Origin of the sequence: Deefgea salmonis (assembly GCF_020531905.1) — a bacterium.
Taxonomy (GTDB): domain Bacteria; phylum Pseudomonadota; class Gammaproteobacteria; order Burkholderiales; family Chitinibacteraceae; genus Deefgea; species Deefgea salmonis.
In genome coordinates this window covers 397014-417423 of sequence record NZ_JAJAWG010000002.1, presented here as the reverse complement: position 1 = coordinate 417423, position 20410 = coordinate 397014, and the positions used below count along the sequence as shown (strand labels likewise).

Annotated in this window: 20 protein-coding genes; 1 reads left to right on the top strand and 19 read right to left on the bottom strand. The window is 48.3% G+C overall.

Annotated features, from left to right (window positions below):
- Positions 1-5: 5 nt before the first annotated feature.
- From rho to LG219_RS05550, 16 genes are all read right to left on the bottom strand, one after another.
- On the bottom strand, positions 6-1262 hold the full coding sequence (gene rho, locus LG219_RS05625; RefSeq protein ID WP_173533497.1) for a transcription termination factor Rho: 1257 nt from the start codon (positions 1260-1262) through the stop codon (positions 6-8).
- Between the two features lie 130 nt (positions 1263-1392).
- A complete protein-coding gene (gene trxA, locus LG219_RS05620; RefSeq protein ID WP_226763555.1) occupies positions 1393-1719 on the bottom strand; it encodes a thioredoxin TrxA in 327 nt (108 codons plus the stop codon).
- A gap of 112 nt (positions 1720-1831) precedes the next feature.
- The gene (gene radA / locus LG219_RS05615; protein ID WP_226763554.1) at positions 1832-3187 is read right to left on the bottom strand and encodes a DNA repair protein RadA; all 1356 of its coding nucleotides are present in this window, start codon (positions 3185-3187) and stop codon (positions 1832-1834) included.
- 61 nt (positions 3188-3248) lie between these two features.
- The gene (gene flgL, locus LG219_RS05610; protein ID WP_226763553.1) at positions 3249-4592 is read right to left on the bottom strand and encodes a flagellar hook-associated protein FlgL; all 1344 of its coding nucleotides are present in this window, start codon (positions 4590-4592) and stop codon (positions 3249-3251) included.
- A gap of 24 nt (positions 4593-4616) precedes the next feature.
- Complete coding sequence (flgK, locus tag LG219_RS05605; protein WP_226763552.1) at positions 4617-6641, bottom strand: flagellar hook-associated protein FlgK; 2025 nt, start codon at positions 6639-6641, stop codon at positions 4617-4619.
- Positions 6642-6671: 30 nt separating this feature from the next.
- Positions 6672-7613 (bottom strand): flagellar assembly peptidoglycan hydrolase FlgJ, encoded by a 942-nt coding sequence (gene flgJ, locus LG219_RS05600; protein ID WP_226763551.1) that lies wholly within the window; start codon positions 7611-7613, stop codon positions 6672-6674.
- 256 nt (positions 7614-7869) lie between these two features.
- Positions 7870-8958 (bottom strand): flagellar basal body P-ring protein FlgI, encoded by a 1089-nt coding sequence (locus LG219_RS05595; protein WP_226763550.1) that lies wholly within the window; start codon positions 8956-8958, stop codon positions 7870-7872.
- Positions 8959-8976: 18 nt separating this feature from the next.
- On the bottom strand, positions 8977-9660 hold the full coding sequence (locus LG219_RS05590; RefSeq protein ID WP_226763549.1) for a flagellar basal body L-ring protein FlgH: 684 nt from the start codon (positions 9658-9660) through the stop codon (positions 8977-8979).
- Between the two features lie 10 nt (positions 9661-9670).
- Positions 9671-10456 carry a flagellar basal-body rod protein FlgG gene (gene flgG / locus LG219_RS05585; protein ID WP_226763548.1) on the bottom strand — a complete coding sequence of 262 codons (786 nt, stop codon included), beginning with the start codon at positions 10454-10456 and terminating at the stop codon, positions 9671-9673.
- A 24-nt stretch (positions 10457-10480) separates the two neighbouring features.
- The gene (gene flgF / locus LG219_RS05580; RefSeq protein ID WP_226763547.1) at positions 10481-11221 is read right to left on the bottom strand and encodes a flagellar basal-body rod protein FlgF; all 741 of its coding nucleotides are present in this window, start codon (positions 11219-11221) and stop codon (positions 10481-10483) included.
- A 9-nt stretch (positions 11222-11230) separates the two neighbouring features.
- On the bottom strand, positions 11231-12550 hold the full coding sequence (flgE, locus tag LG219_RS05575) for a flagellar hook protein FlgE (RefSeq protein ID WP_226763546.1): 1320 nt from the start codon (positions 12548-12550) through the stop codon (positions 11231-11233).
- A gap of 15 nt (positions 12551-12565) precedes the next feature.
- On the bottom strand, positions 12566-13258 hold the full coding sequence (locus LG219_RS05570) for a flagellar hook assembly protein FlgD (RefSeq protein WP_226763545.1): 693 nt from the start codon (positions 13256-13258) through the stop codon (positions 12566-12568).
- 11 nt (positions 13259-13269) lie between these two features.
- Complete coding sequence (gene flgC / locus LG219_RS05565) at positions 13270-13683, bottom strand: flagellar basal body rod protein FlgC (RefSeq protein ID WP_226763544.1); 414 nt, start codon at positions 13681-13683, stop codon at positions 13270-13272.
- An 11-nt stretch (positions 13684-13694) separates the two neighbouring features.
- On the bottom strand, positions 13695-14135 hold the full coding sequence (gene flgB, locus LG219_RS05560) for a flagellar basal body rod protein FlgB (protein ID WP_226763543.1): 441 nt from the start codon (positions 14133-14135) through the stop codon (positions 13695-13697).
- Between the two features lie 175 nt (positions 14136-14310).
- Positions 14311-14529 (bottom strand): hypothetical protein, encoded by a 219-nt coding sequence (locus tag LG219_RS05555; RefSeq protein WP_173533484.1) that lies wholly within the window; start codon positions 14527-14529, stop codon positions 14311-14313.
- Positions 14530-14865: 336 nt separating this feature from the next.
- Positions 14866-17556, bottom strand: a complete 2691-nt coding sequence (locus tag LG219_RS05550; RefSeq protein ID WP_226763542.1) for a bifunctional acetate--CoA ligase family protein/GNAT family N-acetyltransferase — start codon at positions 17554-17556, stop codon at positions 14866-14868.
- Positions 17557-17816: 260 nt separating this feature from the next.
- Between LG219_RS05550 and ppa the strand changes: the two genes are divergently transcribed.
- A complete protein-coding gene (ppa, locus tag LG219_RS05545) occupies positions 17817-18347 on the top strand; it encodes an inorganic diphosphatase (RefSeq protein WP_226763541.1) in 531 nt (176 codons plus the stop codon).
- A 173-nt stretch (positions 18348-18520) separates the two neighbouring features.
- On the opposite strand, the gene LG219_RS05540 is transcribed toward ppa, so the two are convergent.
- The 3 genes from LG219_RS05540 to LG219_RS05530 form a co-directional block, all read right to left on the bottom strand.
- Positions 18521-19009 carry a dihydrofolate reductase gene (locus tag LG219_RS05540; RefSeq protein WP_226763540.1) on the bottom strand — a complete coding sequence of 163 codons (489 nt, stop codon included), beginning with the start codon at positions 19007-19009 and terminating at the stop codon, positions 18521-18523.
- A 94-nt stretch (positions 19010-19103) separates the two neighbouring features.
- Positions 19104-19781, bottom strand: coding sequence for a peptidoglycan DD-metalloendopeptidase family protein (locus tag LG219_RS05535; RefSeq protein WP_226763539.1), 678 nt, complete (start codon positions 19779-19781; stop codon positions 19104-19106).
- A complete protein-coding gene (locus tag LG219_RS05530) occupies positions 19781-20332 on the bottom strand; it encodes a DUF1415 domain-containing protein (RefSeq protein ID WP_226763538.1) in 552 nt (183 codons plus the stop codon). Before LG219_RS05530 ends, LG219_RS05535 begins: the two co-directional genes overlap by 1 nt.
- Positions 20333-20410 lie beyond the last annotated feature (78 nt).

Sequence of the window (20410 nt, the reverse complement as noted above, 5' to 3'; positions counted from 1 at the left end):
AAGAATTAACGACGCATCGAGTCAAAAAAATCTAAATTCGTTTTTGTTGACTTGAGTTTATCCATCAAAAATTCCATCGCTTCCAAATCATCCATAGGATAGAGTAATTTACGTAACACCCAAATACGCTGCAGTTGCTCAGGCTTAATCAGTAGCTCTTCACGGCGGGTGCTTGATTTATTAATATTAATCGACGGGAAAATTCGCTTCTCTGCCATTCGGCGATCAAGTTGAATTTCGTTATTGCCCGTACCTTTAAACTCTTCGTAAATCACGTCGTCCATACGACTACCAGTATCAACCAAGGCTGTCGCGATAATGGTTAAACTGCCACCTTCTTCAATATTTCGAGCGGCACCAAAGAATCGTTTTGGTCGCTGCAATGCATTGGCATCAACCCCGCCAGTCAACACCTTGCCCGACGACGGAACGACGGTATTATAAGCACGCGCTAATCGTGTAATTGAATCGAGCAAAATAACCACGTCTTTTTTGTGCTCTACCAAACGCTTCGCTTTTTCAATCACCATCTCAGCGACTTGCACATGGCGTGTAGCTGGCTCATCAAACGTCGACGAAACCACTTCGCCTTTCACTGATCGCAACATCTCAGTGACTTCTTCAGGACGCTCGTCGATCAGTAGTACAATCATCACCACTTCAGGGTGATTTGCGGTAATTGCGTGTGCAATATGTTGCAGCATGACCGTTTTACCGGTTTTAGGCGGGGCCACCAATAAAGCGCGCTGCCCTTTACCAATCGGCGCCATCAAATCAATCACTCGACCGGTGATGTTTTCTTCCGCTTTAATATCACGCTCTAACTTCAAACGTTCAGTCGGAAATAAAGGCGTCAGATTTTCAAACAGAATTTTGTGCTTAGAAGCTTCTGGCGCATCGCTATTAACACGATCAACCTTAACCAAAGCAAAGTAACGTTCGCCGTCTTTAGGAATTCGAATTTCGCCCTCAATCGAATCACCCGTATGTAGATTAAAGCGACGAATTTGGCTTGGGCTGACATAAATATCATCCGGCCCCGCCAAGTAAGATGTATCTGGGCTACGCAAGAAGCCAAATCCATCCGGCAGCACCTCGAGCGTACCTTCGCCGAAGATACTCTCCCCTTTTTTTGCACGATTTTTAAGTAAAGCAAAAATTAAATCTTGCTTACGCATGCGGTTGGCACCGTCAATTTCAAAACTAATCGCCATTTCGACTAATTCAGTGACGTGCAGATGTTTTAGGTCAGACAAATGCATAAATAATTACGCTTAAAATAATATAAAAGGGGAGGTATTACGGAAGTTCTAGAAGGGGTAAACAGTGATGTGATCAGATTTAACACATCACTGCTACTTTTTTGAAGCGTATATGTATTTAGCTGCAGTGTCAAATATTACTATCAATAAATGCAGTCAACTGCGATTTAGACAACGCGCCAACCTTGGTGGCTTTAACTTCTCCGCCAACAAACAGCATCAACGTTGGAATACCGCGAATACCAAATTTAGGCGGCGTCGCTTGATTTTCATCGATATTTAATTTAGCCACTTTCAACTTCCCCGCATATTCAAGCGCAATATCATCCAAAATTGGCGCAATCATTTTGCAAGGGCCACACCATTCAGCCCAGTAATCAACCAGCACCGGCTCTTGCGCTTGCAGTACTTCAACATCAAAATTTGCATCGGTAACGTGTAGGATATGTTCACTCATTAGGATTCTCCAATCTCATATAAAGCATTTAAGCTAAGTAAAATAGTAACAAACAACCACATTAGATGCTTTATCTAATGCGGCCAAATTTAATAATTTCAAGTATTTTTTATTAAAAAGCAGCAGCAACCGCTTCATCTAAGCGCTCAACACAAATCACCGTCATCCCATCGATAGGCTGCCGAGGTCGATTAGCTTTTGGCACAATCGCATGCGTAAATCCCAATTTAGCCGCCTCTTTCAGCCGCTCTTGACCACGCTGTACCGGACGCACTTCACCGGCTAAACCCACTTCACCGAAAACGACCATTTTTGCAGGCAAAGGCCGATTTTTCAATGAAGAGACAATGGCGAGCAACATCGCTAAATCGGCTGCGGGCTCAGAAATCCGTACTCCGCCCACCGCATTAATAAATACATCTTGATCAAAGGCGACAATGCCTGCGTGACGATGCAATACCGCCAGCAATAAAGCCAATCGATTCTGCTCAACACCAACTGCCAAGCGCTTTACCTGTGGCGAATGCGCATCATCCACCAAAGCCTGCACCTCCACCAACATCGGCCGTGTGCCTTCTTGCGTCACCATGACACACGATCCAGCCACGGGCTCCGTGTGCTGACTTAAAAACATTGCCGATGGATTGGAAACTTCACGCAAACCTTTATCGGTCATGGCAAAAACGCCCAATTCATTGACTGCGCCAAATCGATTTTTAATCGCCCGAATCAAACGAAAGCTCGAATGCGTATCGCCTTCAAAATACAGAACAGCATCGACAATATGCTCAAGCACGCGTGGGCCAGCAATCGCACCATCTTTGGTCACATGCCCAACCAAAAGCACTGACGTGCCATGTCGCTTGGCAAAGCGCGTCAACTGCGATGAACATTCTCTAACTTGTGCCACGCTACCCGGGGCACTGGTTAAGGCTTCAGTAAACATGGTTTGAATCGAATCAATCACTACGACTTTAGGTACTTCGGCAGTCAGTGCCAATAAAATCTTTTCTAAGCTAATTTCAGGATAAAGCCGCACCTTGGCCGTTGGCACCCCCAAACGACGCGCCCTTAATGCAATTTGCTGGGCCGATTCTTCACCACTCACGTACAAAACCGCCTGAGTTTCAGAAAGCTTGGCTAAAGCTTGCAATAACAGCGTTGACTTACCAATCCCTGGATCACCACCAATCAACACCACGCCACCGGGCACCAAACCGCCGCCCAAAACCCGATCAAGCTCTTCCATTTGTGTTGGAATGCGCGGCACCTCTTCGGCATTCACTTCCGATAGGTTTTTAATCGCGCCATCGGCAGCTAATGATTGAAAACGCCCTGTTGCCGCTTTGTTTTCAACCACACTTTCTTCTAGCGTGTTCCAGTCGCCACATTGCGGGCACTGCCCTTGCCATTTGGGGGACGTACCGCCACAAACTCGGCATACAAAGGTTGTTTTTACTTTACTCATAAGATCCAAACTAAAACGGCCCGCACTGCGAGCCGTTCAACAATTCACAAAAAAGAAACCATTAAATATATTTGAACAAACTTAAGTCTTGCACCTGAGCAAAACTTTTACGCGTGGCATCAAGCACCATTTGATTTTCGGCAAAATCACTAATGGCCGCAGCATAATCAAGCCCTTCGAGCGCGGTCAGCGTCGTAGTGTATTGCAATTTCATATCTTCAGTGGTGTCTTTTACCGAATCAGTTTCATTCATTCTTGCGCCAAGATAGGCTTGACGGGTGACCACACTACCTAATGAATTAGATAAATCAGAGAGCGCGGTATTGAGTTGGTTTTGAAATACTGCAGCGCCGGTTGAGCCTGATTGATAGGTATTTAATGCACTCGACAACGCACCTAAAGTAGAAAACAAATCCACATTGGTACTGGTTTTGACACTAAAGCGATCATTACTGGTCGCGCTCGCGGCTGGAGCCCCTTTAACATGGGTCTTAATGCCATAGTCCCAAGCCGGCACGACAGGGATGGCAACGGGGTCCGTCGCTAATTGTTTGAATTCAATATCGGCCCCTTCTGCATACGTTCGCGGAAAGGCCGTACCCGCAGCGCGCGGTACAGTAGCGCCATCAATCAAAGAAACACCGGTGGTGGTATTCACCAAATCATACGTGGTTATATTTTTTGTTATATTGGCAGGGTCTGGTAAGACTTGAAACTGAATACTAAAATCACGCGGCGCGGGGGCCAACGCCCATTTATTTGGGTCAGTCACTTCCCCTGGGCCCACAATCCCCGAGCCCGTATTGGCCGCGTTATACGCGGTGACAAAGGTGCCATTACCATTTTTAATTTTTTGGAAAATATCACTACCAGCCTCAGAAATCGGCAATTGTCGACCATCCGAAATTTGCACCAAGCGCCTGCCATCGTCCCCTTGGTAAGTGACTTGACCAAAAGCAGCTTCAGTGAAGGGTTTAATGTCGCCCTTAAATCCCGAAAAAAGATAATTTCCCTGACCATCCGTCGTATTGGCCAAGCCCAATAATTCTTGATATCGACCTTGCAATTCGGCATCCAGCATTTTCTTTTCGCTGGCCGCTAATGCCGGATTGCCGGCACGCACCGCAAGCTCTTGGACATTTTGTATTGTTGAAGTCACTTGCTGCAAAGTCGACTCACTCAAGCGCATAAATGAATCCGCGGTCGCGCTATTGGTCGCGTATTGGCCATTAATTGACTGCGCTTGCGCCAAATCCAAAATACGTGCTGAAGCAATTGGATCATCCGCAGGCGTTAAAACGCGTCGATTGGCGGACAATTGCGCTTGTAATTTAGCCTGAGTATTTTGGTGCATTTGCAATGCATTACTGCCAAGGCTAAATATAGTCGTCGTTGCGATGCGCATAGTATGAACCCCTCTGAAGCGATCTTATCGGCCTAAATTAACGATTTCATCAAAGGCTTTTTGGGCGATTTGAATGACTTTACTTGAGGCCTGATAAGCCTGCTGATAGCGTAATAAATTAGCTGCCTCTTCATCTAAATTCACCGCAGAAACTGAATTGCGATTGTTTTCAGCGCTAATCAATAACTTACTTTGTGCTTTACCCATAATCGTGGCCTCACTGGTTTGCGTCCCCACCGTTGCCACCATGCGGCCATAAGACTCTTGGTACGTCGCGGTACTGCCATCCAACACACGCGTCGTTTGCAATTTACCCAAAGCCAAAACATTGCGATTGTCCGAGCTGGCGGTGACCGCATTTTTTTGCACCGTAACACTATCACCACTGGCCGGCTTGCCATCGAGTTTCATCGTCCAACCGTTATAGCTAATCTCTGCGCCCGCTTGATACGGAAGATTGCCCGTTACGGCAGGCACCGCCCCCGTCACTGAATAAGCCATCCCCGATGGCACCACCGACGGATCAGATACAAATGTCAACGTCACAGGGGTAAATAAATTAGGATCTATCGAGGTATCAGTCGTCACGGCAGTCTGGGGTTTCACGTCAGGCTGATACACCTTTAAAGTTCCGGTATTCACTACTGCCGGCGCTTTAGGTTCAACGGCTGCCACCGGCCCTGCTGCGGCAATTTCACGCGGATCGCTCACATTAACCTTCATTTGGTCAATAAAGCCTTTCAAAGGCATGATGGTAAAGCGATCCCCTGCTGCTGGCGCTGTAGTCAGCGACAAAGACAAACCTGCAGAGCTGGTAAATCCCGCTGGCGGGGTTGTTAAGGCGGTGGCTTCGGCGGCATTTAAAGTGTATTTCGTACCATCACTTAAATTACCCAAAGCGTAATTCGTACCGTCAAAACTGAGCTCATAATTGCTGGTTGTGACCTTAGAGATATCTTGAATATACCCAGACAATACCGCAGTCGCAGGGACGGTGTTATTGGTGTTGGGTCGAATCAAACCCAACTGCGGCACATCAATGCCAGGCCCTAAATTGGTCGTTGGAAAAGACCAAAATGCTTTGCCCATATTGCCATTTAAATCCTGCCCAGCCTGATGCTGCTGATTAAACGTACTTAACAAACCCAAGGCGGTACGCTCTAGGCTATTTTGTGCTAAATCCAGCGATTGATTGCGATAATCCAATAAAGCGCCCAGCTGGCCGCCTGTCACTAAGCTATCGGGCAATAAGATTGAATTGCCATTTTGTTCATAACTAATCGAAAGACTTTCTGGATTAGCAGGATTGGGAACCGCGCCCAAAGTATAGGTTTGTGAACCCACCACCAAGCCTTGGCCATTACCCACAAATAAATTAATCGAACCATCGCTTAATGGCAATGACGTGGTTTTAATCATGGTATTTAAATCTTTCACCAACAAATCACGCTGATCGAGTAAATCATTGGGCGGCTGGCCACTACTTTGCGCGACGACGATCTTGCCATTTAGATCGGCCACTTGCGCTGCGTAGGCATTAATGGTTCCAACGGTATTGGTAATCTCACCATTTAACGCAGCACGCTGCTCATTTAAGCGCTGAGAAAAAACCTGAAAGCGATTCATTAACGTTTGTGCGCTCGACAGCATCGCTTGGCGCGACGGCGGATTACTCGGATTGGTCGCCACATTTTGTACTGAGGCAAAAAACTCTTGTAATGCCGGCGACACCCCCGCAGTGGGATCGGCAACAATATTATTAATTTCAGCCAAATGCGCTAAGCGGGTTTGCTGATAGCTCGATTGGGTTTGCGCAATATCGACCGCACGCGTCAAAAACTGATCGTACACGCGCTTAATGGAATCAACCTGCACCCCCAAGCCATTAAAACCATTACCGGTTAGCAAAGGATAAGGCGCACTTTGCTTTATCGTTTGCCGAGAATAGCCATCGGTGTTGACGTTGGCAATATTATGCCCAGTGGTGGTTAACCCTAAATTAGCGGCATTTAAGCCCGAGACGCCAATACCAAATACCGATGAGGCCATGATGAAACTCCTATACTGATGCTATCGGCGTTAAGCGCCCAATCTTGAATTTTGAGCACCTAAGCGCGCCACCACGCTATCGGCCACGCGCGCGAATTTTTGTGCATATTGCGGATCAGTGGCATAGCCCTCTTTGGCCAAAGCTTTACCAAAGCCCAGCGCATCGCTACCTTGCTCTAAAGCATCGCCAAAGCGCCGCTTCATCACACCGGCATAGTCAGCAAATGCCTCTTGATATGAATCGTAAGCTCGAAATTTTTCAACTCGTTTTTGTGCCGCGCCATCGACAAACTCTGTCGTCAAGACATCAACAGTTTTTCCTTTCCAGCTGCTTCCCGCTTTAATACCAAATAAATTAAACGAATCATGTCCGGCGGCGTCGTTCAGTGTTTTTTTTCCCCAGCCGGTTTCTAGCGCAGCATGCGCCAGCAATAAATGCGGCGCCACGCCCAATGCGCTGGCGGTACTTTGCGCCGCAGCGCTGATTTTATTGATAAAGTCAGCAGCGCTAGACCTTGCGCCATCGGCAAGATCAGTCGGCATAGCGGCAGTTTTTGCCGTGAGCGCCGCCAGCGGAACGGTTTTAACGTTCCGGTAATCCAAGCCCTGATCTATCAATGGGTTCACACCACGATGCAGTGGTTGCTGCAATAAAGCGGGATTTTGCTGCACTTGAATCTGCCGCATAATCACATCGGCCAAACCCACCCCACCCTGATTGGCCCACATTTGCGTGAGCTGTTGATCGTGCATGCCACGAAACATCTCAACGCTACTGCTGTCATTCATGCTGTCGGTTGGCGCAGCCGAACGCATCGATGACAGCATTTGCTGCATCAAAAGCGCCTCAAATTGCTGTGCCACCGCTTTTGCGCCCGCCGCCGAGTCGGCCCGATTGGCCACGCGCAACTGATTCACCGCTTTAGGATCAATGGCAAGGGTGTTTTGAATGGCATTACTGGCTGAGTTCACAGTCGGCTCCGAGTACATCAATGGCTTAAGTAATGATTCCTAAGCAAAGAGCATGCCGAGATGTGTTAAGTACTGTTTGGGCTAGAAAAAAGACACTCAGCGATAAGCATCACTTGATCATATTGCCTTTATTTTTCGTCATGTATTCGGGACTAAAACAATGCCGTAGCCAATTAAATACATGGGGTATATGCATGAAGCTCTTTATTTGCATAATCCAGATACATATACCCATCAAAACTTATCATGCATTCGACTAAATCACTTCAATCACCGCATTTAATGCACCGGCCGCTTTCATTGCCTGCAAAATGGCCAATAAATCTTGCGGCGTTGCGCCGACGGCATTCAACGCCCGAACCACTTGATTCAGCGAAGTGGCCTTCGGTACTCGCACGATGGGCCCCTTACCAGTTTCAATTTGAATTTCGGCGTTTTCTATCCGCTTGGTCGCGCCACCGGCCAGTGCATTGGGCTGCGCCACGGTATTTTCTGCCAAAATCGTGACCGTTAAATTACCATGCGCAATCGCACACGCCTCAACCGTGACCGCTTGATTCATGACAATCGACCCCGTTCGTGCATTAATAATCACTTTGGGGTTACTTTTGGCTGGCGTCACATCGATGGCTTCTAAACGCGCCAAAAAAGCCACGCGTTGATTGGGATCTTGCGGTGCGCGCACCTGAATCACACGGCCATCGAGCGCAGTGGCCACCGCGCCAATTTGGCCATTAATCGCATTCACCACGCGACTTGCGGTCGAAAAATCAGTTTGCAACAACTCAAGCTGAACAAACTCGCCATTACCCAAAGAAGTCGGCACGGCACGCTCAACCGTCGCGCCGGCAGGCACCAAGCCGGTTGCCAGTTGATTGATTTGCACGCTGGTCCCCGCCGCTGCAGCACCAGCGCCTGCGACAATTAAATTGCCTTGCGCCATGGCATAAATTTGCCCGTCCGCGCCTTTCAGCGGCGCCATCAATAAAGTACCGCCACGCAAACTTTTGGCATTACCAATCGACGAAACCACCACATCCAAAGGCTGGCCCGGCCGCGCAAACGCTGGCAATGTTGCGGTCACCATCACGGTGGCGACGTTTTTAAGTTGTAAATTACCGCCGGTAGGCACTTGCACGCCAAGATTGGTGAGCATATTGAGGATCGATTGCACTGTAAACGGCGTTTGGGTCGTTTGATCGCCGGTGCCATCCAAGCCGACCACTAAGCCATATCCCACCAATTGATTATTTCGCACCCCAGCAAAGCTGGCGAGCTGCTTTAACGGCTCAGCCATACTCAGCATTGAGCTGCAGCACAGTAACACCAGCAATAAATGGCGCATATTTTCCTTTAAACCTACTTAGAATGGCCAAATCGTCATAAAAGCACGCTGCATCCACCCCATGGTGTTGGCGTCAGCAATCGCACCTTGGCCGACTTGTTCAATGCGCGCATCAGCCACCCGAGTCGATGAAATCGTATTACCCGCCCGAATATCGTTTGGATTAACGATACCCGAAAAACGAATCAGGCTGGTTTGTCCATTCACGGCGATCTGCTTTTCACCGCCCAAGACTAAATTGCCATTGGCCAATACATCCACCACCGTCACTGCAATCGTGCCTTTAAACGTATTACTACTATTGGTTTGGCCTTTGCCTGCAAAGGTATTTGCCGACGTCACATCTGCTTGGCCTGATAGTAATTTTTCAATCACACCCGGCATATAGGGCAAACTCGTCGTGCCACCCAATGACAAAGTCCCTGAGCGATTGGCACCACTATTGGCGGAATTGACTGCGGATAGGTTTTCTTCAATGGCAATAATTAAGATATCACCAATGCGACGCGCCACCGGTTCTTCAAACAGCAATTTGGCCGTGCCCGATTGAAAAATCGCACCATTATTGGCTTGCGTGAGTACATTTTGCTGCGGGCGAGCACTGACTGGCTGCGTCACAATCGACTGCGGTGCCACACACGCCGCTAAATGCAATAACAACCACCCAGCCAGTAGGCTGCGCAGCGGAATCAACCTAAACAATGCCGACACCTTACAAAGTACCTAATTTTTGCAGCATTTCGTCCGATGTTCGCACAGAGCGAGAATTCATTTCATACGCCCGCTGCGCTTGAATCATATTAATTAACTCTTCAGTCACATTCACATTCGATGCCTCAACATAACCTTGATTGAGCGCGCCAAGACTATTGGTGCCGGGCGTACCCACTGTTGGCGCACCACTGGCTGCCGTTTCTAGATATAAATTACCGCCAACCGCCTGCAAACCCGGTGGGTTAATGAAGGTAGCCAATTGAATATTGCCCAATTGAGCTGGCGCGGCGGCATCATTATTAATGATTGCCGTCACAGTACCATCTTTGGCGATCGTCACCTTGGTCGTGCCTAAGGGGACTTGCAGCGCAGGCTCTAAAGGATAACCATTCGAAGTCACCACCGTGCCTTGACTATCGACTTGAAAACTACCATCTCGGGTATACGCCGTTTTACCATCTGGCATCGCAATTTGAAAAAAACCAGCGCCATTAATCGCCATATCCAATGGCCCATCGGTCAACTGCATATTCCCCTGCATAAAAATACGCGCAGTGGCCACCGGGCTGACCCCAGTGCCCACATCCAAACCCGTTGGCAATTGAGTGGATTGACTAGTGGCAGCCCCAGGCTGACGTAAATTTTGGTAGAGCAAGTCTTGAAAAACCGGACGTTCTCGCTTAAAGCCCGTGGTACTGACATTGGCTAAGTTATTCGAGATCACATCCACATTAAACTGCATGGCATCCATGCCGGTTTTTGCGGTTAACAATGAGCGAAACATCAGGCTTTATTCCTTATCGAACACTTAACCGTTCAACGATAAAATCGAAGCGGCAGAACGTGAGTTCTGCTCGGCGGTTTGTAATAATTTAATTTGCATATCGTAATGGCGCTGCGTGGCAATCATCGTCACCAATTGATCGACCGCATTGACATTGCTGCCCTCAATACCGCCCACGGACAAGCGCACGTTAGGATCGGGCTGTCCAGCTTCACCATTGCGGCGACGAAATAAACCATCCAGGCCTTTTTCCATTTCTGCCGCTGCGGGATTGACCAACTTTAAGCGGCCAATTTCCACCGCTTGCGCCGGATTGGCCAAGTCAATCGCCGACACCGTTCCATCGGCTGCAATCGATGCTTGGGTGTTTTCTGGAATAGTTAACGGGCCACTCTCCCCTTCAACGATCAAACCGGTGTAGGTTTTGAGCATCCCGCTGGCATCAACCACAAAATTGCCATTACGGGTATACGCCTCACCGGATGCGCTTTGCACTGCAAACCAACCGTCGCCGCTAATGGCCGCATCCAGCTCACGGCCGGTTTGCTGAAAAGAACCTTGGCTTAAATCAGAACCCGTACTTTGCTCAACCGCAAATGCACGCGTTGGCAAACCTGGACCGCCAATCACCGGAATCGCGCGAAACGCCGCTAAATCCGCCCGAAAACCGGTGGTATTGGCATTGGCCAAATTATTTGCCACGGTCGATTGCCGATTTTCGGTTTGCTTGGCGCCGGTCATGGCGACGTAAATTAAACGATCCATATTTCTTTATTAACGCAAGTTAACGATGGTTTGCAAAATGGTATCTTGCGCCTTAATCGTTTGTGAGTTGGCTTGATAATTGCGTTGGGCGGTAATTAGATTCACCAATTCACTGGTTAAATCCACATTCGAATCCTCAACGGATGCCGATTGCAACAAACCGGTACTGCCTGAACCCGGCGCATTGGTCAGTGGTTGACCTGACGCCGACGACTCTGCCCAACGATTATCACCCAAAGGCTGCATACCCTGCACATTGGTAAACGAAGACAAAACAACTTGCGCCACATTACGCGTTTGACCATTGGAATAGCGGCCTTGCACCATCCCGTCTTTATTAACTGAAATCCCAGTCAAAATCCCATCGGTATAGCCATCTTGCGTCAGTGTACTCACCGAATACGGGCTACCAAACTGAGTGGATTTATCAAAATACATTTGAAAATTCAAGCCGTTTGATCCGTTATTGAGCCCCGCCGCGCTCACTTTAAAATTTGTGCCCGCAACTGGCATGCCAACAGGGCGACCATTGGCATCAAAAGTAATCGTCGTTGGTGTCAACGTTGGCACTGCTGGCACTTGTGGTCCCAACGTGCCATCGGCATTTACGTCTTTTCCATCCAAGGCGTAATGCACCGACCAAGTGCTCGTTGGTGGCGCGGTCGGAACAGCTGGCGGCACATCTTTACGGAAATAAAACGTTTGCGTGTGCGTGCCGCCTAAAGAGTCGTACACCGTGGCTGACGTTGAATAATTGTAAGTAGTTGGATCGGTCGATGAAAACACCGTGGTAGCTGGTTTTACTTTATCGTTGGCGTTGAGGTTTAAGCCTAAGTTCAAACCGGCACCCGTCACACCAGAGCCGCCCGTTTGGCGCGCACCGATATTCGAAAACTGCAACTGAATCGGTTGCGGGGTCGAGCCTGCCAATACTTGCCCCGTTCCGCCATCCACCGGCCAACCGGTTAATAACTGCGCGTTATTGACGATAAAGCCATTTTTATCCAATTGAAACTGACCATTGCGTGCATAGCTAATCGTACCGGTTGGGTCTTGCATCCGGAAAAAACCATTACCGGTGATGGCAATATCCAGTGGATTATTGGTCGACGTGGTATTGCCTTGGCCAAATTGCTGCGCAATCGTTTGGTTCTTCGCACCGATACCGGCAATATTGGACGACGAGCCAAAGGTACTGGCATAAATATCGGAAAACTCAGCGCGTGCGCCTTTAAAACCCACCGTATTGGCATTGGCCACGTTATTGCCGATCACATCCAAGCTTTTTGCCGATGCGCCCAAGCCACTTAAACCTTGTTGAAAACCCATGATATTCCCCTACTTTTATGCGTTAGTGCTGCTGCCAGCGGCGCGAATTTGAATCACATCACCAAAACCCGTTTTATTGCCGTTGGCCAAGTACACCCCAACGCCAGCACTACCGAATTCAACTGATTTAGCGACTTGCCAAGTTACCGTATCTAAAGCAATTTCCTTGCCATCTTTTTGTCCCTTGGCTGCAACCGTGTAATCACCGGCAGGCAATAGCGTGCCGTCAGCTTTCTTGCCATCCCACTCCACCTGAGCTAGGCCCGGCGTGGTGCTGCTGGAAGGGATTTTGGCCACTTCAACGCCATCTTTATTAAATACACTCAGTACTGCACCACTCGCGCCATCCGGGATATTCATTCGCAAATCCACCTTGCCCGCGCCATCAAAATGGAAACCTTTGCCGGGGGTAAGGACTTCTTTGCCGATCAGATTTGCCGCTTGCATCACTTGCGTTCCGGCATACAGCGATTGCATTTGCATCATCGTTTCATTGAGTTTACCAATCCCGGTTACGGTATTGATCTGCGCCATTTGACTGGTGGTTTGCGCGTTATCCATTGGGTTCATCGGGTCTTGCGTCTGCAGCTGCTTCACTAGTAATTTCATAAAGCTATCTTGCTGCTCTTCAGCCGCGGTTTTAACCTTGTTATTTTTGGTATTTAAAGAGGTGTAATCAAAATTATTATTAACGGGTGCCGTAGCCATGATGATTCTCCTTAAGCTTGACCGATCGACAAGGTGCGCATCAGCAAAGTTTTTGCCGTATTCATTACATCGACATTGGTTTGGTACGAACGTGACGCTGAAATCATATTGGTCATTTCTTCGATCACACTCACGTTGGGCATGGCGATATAGCCATTGGCATCGGCAAAAGGGCTCTTCGGATCGTAAACCAAACGCGGTGGTGATTGATCTTCGATCACCCCAGCAACTTTTACGCCAACGGATGCTGCATTGTGGGTATTGCTCTGCGCAGCTTGAAATACAACCTGTTTAGCCCGATACGGTTGCCCATCAGAGCTAGTGACTGAATTGGCGTTAGCCAAATTGCTCGCCACCACATTCAAGCGCGCCGACTGCGCATTCATGGCCGATGACGCAACGTCAAAAACACGAAACAGAGACATTCATGTATTCCTTATTGGCCCGTTAACGCGGTTTTCATCGACTCAATCCGGCGCGTCAGAAACGTCACCGCAGCCTGATAGCGAATCGCGTTATCGGTAAATTCTTTCATTTCAGTATTCATATCAACGGTATTGCCATCAATCGACGGTTGCTGCTCATTGCGATACAGCCGCTCTGGCGCAAATAAATCCACGGTTTGACTCGGCTGCAAATGGCGTGAATTACTGGTTTGCAACGGCGTCGGCGCAGACGGCGCACGCGCGGCGTCAAAAGCGGCTTTAAAGTTAATATCCCGCGCTTTGTAATTGGGCGTATCGGCATTGGCGATATTGGAGCCCAAAATTTCTTGGCGGTAACTGCGCAATTTCAATGCGGTTTCTTGACTGCGAAAATAATCGTCCAGACGGCCTAACATATCCACACTCCATGATGTTCGAATAATCATAAGCATGAAACGTGCCAACAAAAAAAGCCAAGCAAATGCTTGGCTTTAAGAGGTGATTTGCGTCTTGATGAGCGCAGCAACTCAGTGGCAACAGCGGGAAAATCCAACGCTGGACTGCCCATCTAAGAATGCTGGGTACGGCAAATAAATCATGATATTGGCCACGATGGCCGAACGAGAATTAATGAAACTGCGATTGAATTTGCTGACGCGCAACCGCTGCGGCACCTTGTAACACCGAATGCACAGTAGCACGTTGGGCTAACGGCGCAGGCTGCCAATCGGTCACGGGTTTACGCGCATTGCCGTGGCAAATTACAATTTGAAACCAACCTTCCATCTCAGCAGAACGAGTGGATGGGCGAGCTTCTACATCAAAATCAAACATACGATTAGTCATTTATGGAATCCAAACTATGGGGCTCGGCTAACCTTGTTGACGGTTGCTAAGCCAATTTCCGCCCAAAAGCCGGACGGTAAAGCACCAATAGAAGAGCACCACGTTTCGAGGAAACTTTGCAGATAAGCTGAGGAGGCTTGCTGGGGAGGAACTACTAAACACTTGGCGATCATCACGTCGAGGTGAAGTCGCATTCAATGTGCTCAATCAAATTAGTGCCGCAAATATACGACAACTAAAATCAAAAGTCAACGCATTTGTCAAGATAATGGCTAAAAAAAGTAACAAGCTTTTAAATTTGCAAGTTATTTCAACAAAAAACCAGCCCAAAGGCAGTTAAACTGGATCTTGCAAACGCTTCACCACCCACTTCAAGCTATCGTCCTCCGCATGCCGCGCAATACTAAAACCCAGGTGTTTCATAAAGGTGAGCATGGTTTTATTGCTACTTAACACCTCGCCTTCAATCACCGACAAGCCCATATCGCGCGCAGCGATAAACAAGGCATTCATCAAGCGTCCGCCCAAACCCATTCCTTGCCACTGATCACTGATCACCACCGCAAACTCGCAACTATCTCGATCCGGATTGGCATTAAAACGGGCAACGCCAATGATTTCAGTCCCAATCCCCGTTTCAACCGTCGCCACAATCGCCATTTCTCGGGTGTAATCGAGCTGGGTAAAACGCGCCAGCATCGCTTGGGGCAATGATTTTAACGTGCTCATAAAGCGGTTATAGCGACTCTCTTCAGACAATTTACTCACAAATAAGGCAATCAAATCAGCATCTTCAGGACGAATTGGCCGCAAAACCAGCGGTAAGCCATTTTTTAATTGCGTAATCTGCGCCAGATGCGCTGGATAAGGGTGAATCGCCATATGACTATAGCGACGCGCATGCTCGGCCAATGGTGCCAGCACAATCCGCGCATCGACGGCAATCACACCATTTTCGTCGGCAATCAGCGGATTAATATCCAGTTGTTGAATTTGCGGAAACTCGCAGACCATCTCCGAAACCCGCAGCAAAACCGCCTTCACCGCTGCCATATCCACGCCGGGCAAATTGCGAAATGGCGCCAGCATTTTTTTGACTCGGGTGCGACTAATTAGATTTTCAGCGAGGTATTCATTGAGCGGCGGCAAAGACACTGCGATGTCGTTAAATACCTCAACAGTGACCCCACCATAACCAAAAGTAATCACCGGACCAAAGGCGCGATCACGGCCAACGCCGACCATTAATTCGCGGCCAGATTTTTTGCCATGCATCGGTTGAATCACTAAGCCACGCACATTGTCTGCGCCCAATCGTTCTTGCGCGCGCGACAGCATTTTGCTGGCCTCAGTGGCCACCTGTACCAAACTATTGAGATTAAGTACCACGCCATCGATATCGGTTTTATGCAAGATGCCTTTGGCGTCGATCTTCATCGCCACGGGTAAACCCAAACCCATTGCGGCCGACACGGCCTCGTCAACCGATTGCGCCCGAATGGTGAGCGTAACGGGAATATGAAACGCGCGTAAAATCGCTTTTGACTCCACTTCATCGAGCACTTCACGGCCACTGGCCAAGACCGTGCTAATAATCATTTGTGCCGTTTCAAGATCTGGCGCTTCCATTTCGCCCAATGGACTTGGCGTTTGCAGCAGCAATTGCTGATTGTATTGCCATGCGGCCAGCGAATAAAACACCTCGACGGCACTTTCTGGCGCGTTAAAAAACGCCATTTGCGACTTGGCTAATAATTTTCGGCTGGCATCGATTTTTTTGCCGCCCACCCACGCCAATAGTAAAGGCTTATCGGTGGTCTTTTTCAGCGCAATCATCGCCTCGGCCGTCGCCATATCGTCCGTACCGACTTGCGGGGTAAACACCACCAACACACCATCGATATTTGGGTCTTTAATCACCAGCTCAGTAGCGAGTTTAAAGCGCTCGGCGCTGGCATCGCCCAACACATCCACCGGATTGTGAGCACTGCTTTGCAGCGGCAATAGCTCCCGCAACTGGGCAATGGTGGCCTCTGCCAATTGCGGCAATGCAATATGTAAATCATTAGCGCGATCGACCGCCATTAAACCGGCACCAATCCCGTTGGTAATAATCGCCAGACGCCGGCCTTTGGTACGATAAGAGCCATCCATCACTCGAATCGCAGTGAACAATTGATTAATCGAGCGTAAACGCAACACCCCCGCGCGTTTCAGCGCCACATCAAACACATCATTGTGATTAATTAAGCGTTCGGAATGCGTGCGGCCAACTTTAATTTCTTGCTCATAACGCCCGACTTTTAACGCCAAAACCGCTTTGGATCTGGACGCTGCGCGTAGCGCCGACATAAACAAGCGCGCGTCTTTTAACTCTTCGATATACAGCAAAATGGATTTGGTTTTGGGGTCGGCAACCAAATAGTCGAGCACATCGCCCACATCGATATCGGACGCAATACCTAAAGAAACCACCGAAGAAAAACCAACGTCGTGTAATTCAGCCCAATCTAAAATCGCCGTGGTCACCGAAGACGATTGCGAGACCACCGCCAAGCTGCCACTTTTAATTTTGCCTTTAAAATTGGCCGCCAATAATTTACTCGATACGCGGCAATAGCCAAATACCGATGGCCCTAAAATGCGGATATTGAGCGATTTGGCCAGCTGTAAAATTTTATTCAGTAGCTTTTGGCTGGCTTTATCTTGGCCAACAAAATCGCACGACATAATCATCACATGGCGAATATTTTGCTGAGCGCACGCTTCGATTAACTTCAGTAATGTACGACTTGGCGTCGTCAGAATGGCCAAGTCCACTGGATTAGTAATCTTACTGAGTGTTTTTACTGCCGGTAAACCCTGCACCGTTTTATGCTTTAAATTCACCGCATACAGTGCGCCAGCATAACCCCCATCCAAGATGTTTCTCGTCACCGAATACCCAACAGAGCCAACCGCATCCGATGCACCCACCACCGCAATTGAGCTGGGATCAAACAAAGGGGCAAGATAGTGGGGTTTCATCGCGAGCAACCTCAAGGAGTAATGATCAATTGTATACTGCGCAACAGTATGCCACGCCCTTATTGCAGTGCAATATTTGTACTTTCCCTACATTTTCCGTTCAGCAAACTATCAAGAGCTTCAAGGGAAAGATATAATCTAGCGTTTATATCAATCCAAATTTGAAAACTAATCGTCAACTCATTGCATTGCCTAGCAAGAACAATGATGACAGCATGCAGTTGGTTTTCTTTCGCTTCATCTACTCAGGATAATCCATCATGGACATCAGCAAGATCCCTGCCGGCAAAAATCTGCCAGAAGACTTTAACGTCATCATCGAAATTCCTGCCAATGCACCGCCAGTGAAATACGAATTTGACAAAGAATCAGGCGCGATTATCGTTGACCGTTTCGTTGGCACCTCAATGTCTTATCCAATGAACTATGGCTTTGTGCCGCACACTTTATCGCTCGATGGCGATCCTGTTGATGTTTTGGTGCACACGCCATTTCCACTCGCGCCTGGCATGGTCATCAAATGCCGTGCCATCGGTGTTTTGGGCATGGAAGATGAATCTGGCTACGACGCTAAAATCATTGCTTTGCCTGTTGAAAAAGTATGCGCCATGTACGCTCATATCAAAACCTTGGCTGACTTGCCTGAATTATTGCTGGCGCAAGTGAAGCATTATTTCGAAAACTACAAAGCGCTCGAAAAAGGCAAATGGGTTAAAGTGCAAGACTGGGGCGACAAAGCCGCCGCTGAAGCTGAGATCATGACCAGTTATGAACGCGCGCAACAAAAATAAGCACGTTCAATCAAGCAAAAAGCCGATCATTGATCGGCTTTTTTTATATCAACAACGGCAATGATTTGACTTAGTCTGAAATAGTATCTCGAACCAATATATGGGTATATAGATCCAAGCTTTGAATATAAAGGCCTATCAATATATACCCCAACAAATAAACACGGTCTGAATTATTTTAGCTTTTTATAACACACAAAAGCATATTCAATCCCGTTGCTCGCCAGAGCCGGTTCGCGACTTTGTTCTTGCCACTCTTGCAAAGAAAACTCAGGAAAAAATGCGTCTCCTGCGGGGCTTAATGCCACTTCGGTCAAATACAAAGTATCGGCCAGCGCCAAGCTTTGCTGATAAATCTCACCGCCACCAATGACAAACACCCGTTCATGCCCCGCTGCTTTTGCCGCATCAATTGCCTCATGAAGCCCAGCAAATACCGTTGCGCCTTCAGCAGACCATTGCGAGTTACGACTAATGACCCAATGCGCTCGGCCTGGTAATAAGCCGGGCAAAGACTCAAATGTTTTACGCCCCATGAGCATCACGCTCCCCATGGTCAACGCTTTAAAATGCTTTAAGTCTTCTGGCAAGCGCCAAGGTAATTGATTATTGATGCCAATTACGCGGTTTAGGCCCACCGCCGAAATCACTGCTACTTGCATTTCGTACCCCACTCAGAAACACTCCGCCTTAAATTGCCGAGCGAACTTTAGTCTAAATAAAATTGCTACTGATTATGCCACCCCAAGCCGTGTATTAACGACTCGGCAGCGCACTCACCGGGTTGATGGTTTTACCTTGATAACGCACTTCAAAATGCAGTTTCACCCGATCGGTGCCGGTTTTACCCATCGTCGCAATCGCCTGACCTTGCTTCACTTGTGCGCCTTCTTTCACCAAGAGCTTTTCATTGTGCGCATAAGCAGTTAAATAGCCTTTCGCATGCTGAATAATCAGCAACAAGCCATAACCACGAATCCCATCGCCGGAATACAACACCTTGCCATCGGCAACGGCAACAATCGGCGCCCCTAAAGCGCCCCCGATCCCGATGCCTTTCACGCGAGGCGGGGCATAAGCATACAATAACGGTCCTTGGTTAGGCCAAACCATTTCGATGCCCACACTACTCGGTGGTTTTACGACGGGCAACCGAGGTCGAGCCTGAGTCGGTCTAGGCTTACTCGGCGTACTTACACTGCCCGCAGGCGACGTCAAGCGCAAGAGTTGCCCTGCAAAAATATCATCGTTTTTGGATAGGCGATTCCAGCGCTGCAACTCAGCGACACTTTGATCGTTATTTTTTGCAATTCGATATAAAGTATCGCCCGATTTAACCCGATAAAATCCGGCTGGCGTGGGACCCGAAACCGAAGCTGGATTACTGCCACAAGCGACTAAGAACAGACTAAAAATAACCAGCCAAATGCGCATTATTGACCGCTGGCTTTTAGGCCCAAAGCCAACCAACCGGCGAGGCCAATTTTTTCCAAGGTGGCGATATTGCGCTCAAAAATCACATCCGGATTTGGAAACGCCGCCACCGCTTTCGCAATACTGTCTTCACGAATCAAATGCAAGATGGGGTACGGTGCGCGATTGGTGTAGTTACTGATGTCATTGGCCTCGGTGTCGGCAAACTGAAAATCAGGGTGAAAACTCGCCACCTGCAAGATCCCATCGAGTTCATGCTCGAGCACGATGTCTTCGGCCAGTGCTTGCACGTCATTAAAAATCTCAAAATCCGGAAATAAACTCGGATGAATCAATAACGTGGTATCCACCTCATCGGCCGGTGTTTGTTGCAAAAAATCCAACTCACGATCCAAATCATCCAAAAAGCCATCTAAATGCTTCGCATCACTCACCACATAGCGAATTTGATTTTTGACATAGACGGATTTAGCAAAGGGGCACAAATTCAAACCAATGACGGCTTGCTCGAGCCAATGCTGTGTCGTTTGAATAATTTCGGCGTGGGACATGATGTTTCCTCAAATGAAGCGGCAATTTTACCTGCCTGCGCCCATTTTGGCTCGTTACAAACACCATTGATAATTTAA